The following is a 1,602-nucleotide window of genomic DNA, read 5'->3' as shown; positions in this document are numbered from 1 at the left end:
CGGCGCCGCCAGCGTCGGCGGCGACCTGCGCACCCTGGCGGCCCAGAGCGGCCAGTCGGTGGCCGGGCGCCTCTCGGCGACGTCGCCGGTCGACGCCGGACGCATCGAGCGGGTGCTGGCCGACTTCGCCCGCGAACTGCGCGCCCAGGCCGCCGACAAGCCGCACATGACGCCCTCGGGCCTGGTGGAGCCCCTGATCCGCTCGCTCGCCGCCGGCCTGCAGCGCGAGCCGGGACCTGGAACCGCGCGCAGCGACGCCGTCGAGCAGTTCGTGCGCATCGTCGAAGGCGCGACCGAAAGCCTGCGCGCGGCGGGTTAGACGACGCTCGATTGACGACCCTTCAGCCGTCATCCCGGCCAAAGGTCCGCGCAGCGGGCCGCAGAGCCGGGACCCAGGGGCGCCGCACTGCGCTTGGCCTCTGGGTCCCGGATAAGCCCTTCGGGCTTTCCGGGATGACGAATGAATAGAGCACCGGGTCGGGCGCTACCGCGGATCCGCCCGCACGGCCGGCTGGTCTACCGGGCTCGGAAAGGCCGCCGCCCAGTCCAGCGGAGCCGGCGGGGCGTTGAGGCGGCGGGCGGGCGAGAGCACCGCGTCGAAATGCGACTGGGCCTGGATGCTGCTCATCCGCTGGTCCTGGCCGTTCTCGCGGGCGTCCTCGACCTGGCGTTCGGAGCGGGTCTCGACCGCGCCGTCGGCGGCGACATCGACCACGCCGACGGCCGTGTCCACCGTCCCGCCCACCAGCGAGCCGGCGGTGTCGCCGACCAGACCCAGCAGACCCTTGTCGGCCAGGGCGCCTTCCAGCGCGCCGCGCCGGGCGGGAGGCAGGCGGTCGAGCCGCTGGGTGAAGACCTCGGCCCCGGCGGCCTGGGCCTCCTCGACGAGGCCCTGCGAGACCTCGCCCGTCGCCTCGAAGCGGTCGATCTCGCGGTCCAGCCGGTCGGGGCCGGCGCCTGAGGAGGCAGAGGCGGAGGCGCTGGTCGAGACGGGGGCGACGGTCATCGGAGGAGGCTCCTCTAGCGCCGCTGCACGAGGCCGCGGTCGGTCAGGGTCAGGGTGCGCAGGTCGACGCCCATCTCGTTCCTGAAGCGGGCCACGGCCGCGTCGCCCAGCTGCTGCTGCGCGCGCTGGTCGCCGCGCTTCATGGCGTCGACATAGGCGGCCTGCTGGATCAGGAAGTTCAGCATCAGCACCTCGGAGAACTCCTGGCGCTGGCCCTCGTTGAGGTTGGAATAGGCCGGGTTGGCGGCGATCATCGGCCGGACCTGCTCGCGCACCGCCAGGGTCTGGGCGCGGTTATTGTCGCCGCGGTTGGCCATCACCCAGTTCAGCACCCAGTAGGCGGCCAGGGCGTCGGCGCTGTCGCCGGGGCGCAGGCCGTCGGAGGCCACCAGCTGGCTCCAGTTGCGCACCGGGTCGGTGCGGCGCATGGCGTCGGCCACCTGGCGGCCGCCGTCGGCGCCGGCCTGTCTGGCCATGAATTCGGAGAACTGCTTCTGCACCCGGGCGCTGACGGCCGGCGAGGCGCGATAGGTGGTCGGCGTCGTCCCGCGCGTCGCCGGACGGGCGGATGCGGCCGCGCCCGCCTGCGGGAACAG

General features: G+C 74.0%; 3 protein-coding genes. 1 reads left to right on the top strand and 2 read right to left on the bottom strand.

Annotated elements, in window-relative coordinates; translation table 11 throughout:
- Positions 1-319, top strand: a 319-nt coding sequence (locus DMC18_RS26355; RefSeq protein WP_158285983.1) for a hypothetical protein, incomplete at its 5' end; no start/stop codon positions are given.
- A gap of 165 nt (positions 320-484) precedes the next feature.
- Here the strand turns inward: DMC18_RS26355 and DMC18_RS24445 are convergent.
- Both DMC18_RS24445 and DMC18_RS26350 read right to left on the bottom strand, forming a co-directional pair.
- Positions 485-1,006 carry a hypothetical protein gene (locus tag DMC18_RS24445; protein ID WP_110119738.1) on the bottom strand — a complete coding sequence of 174 codons (522 nt, stop codon included), beginning with the start codon at positions 1,004-1,006 and terminating at the stop codon, positions 485-487.
- Between the two features lie 14 nt (positions 1,007-1,020).
- On the bottom strand, positions 1,021-1,602 hold a 582-nt coding region (locus tag DMC18_RS26350), incomplete at its 5' end, for a DUF6683 family protein (protein ID WP_158285982.1).

This window comes from Caulobacter sp. D5 (assembly GCF_003185805.1).
In the GTDB taxonomy this organism is placed as follows: domain Bacteria; phylum Pseudomonadota; class Alphaproteobacteria; order Caulobacterales; family Caulobacteraceae; genus Caulobacter.
The sequence above is the reverse complement of the archived record's forward strand: the minus strand, read 5'-3'. Positions and strand labels throughout refer to the sequence as shown.

What these genes read in the sequence shown, in the direction of transcription:
- DMC18_RS24445 (WP_110119738.1), bottom strand. Translation starts at nt 1,006, where the DNA reads ATGACCGTCGCCCCCGTCTCGACCAGCGCCTCCGCCTCTGCCTCCTCA.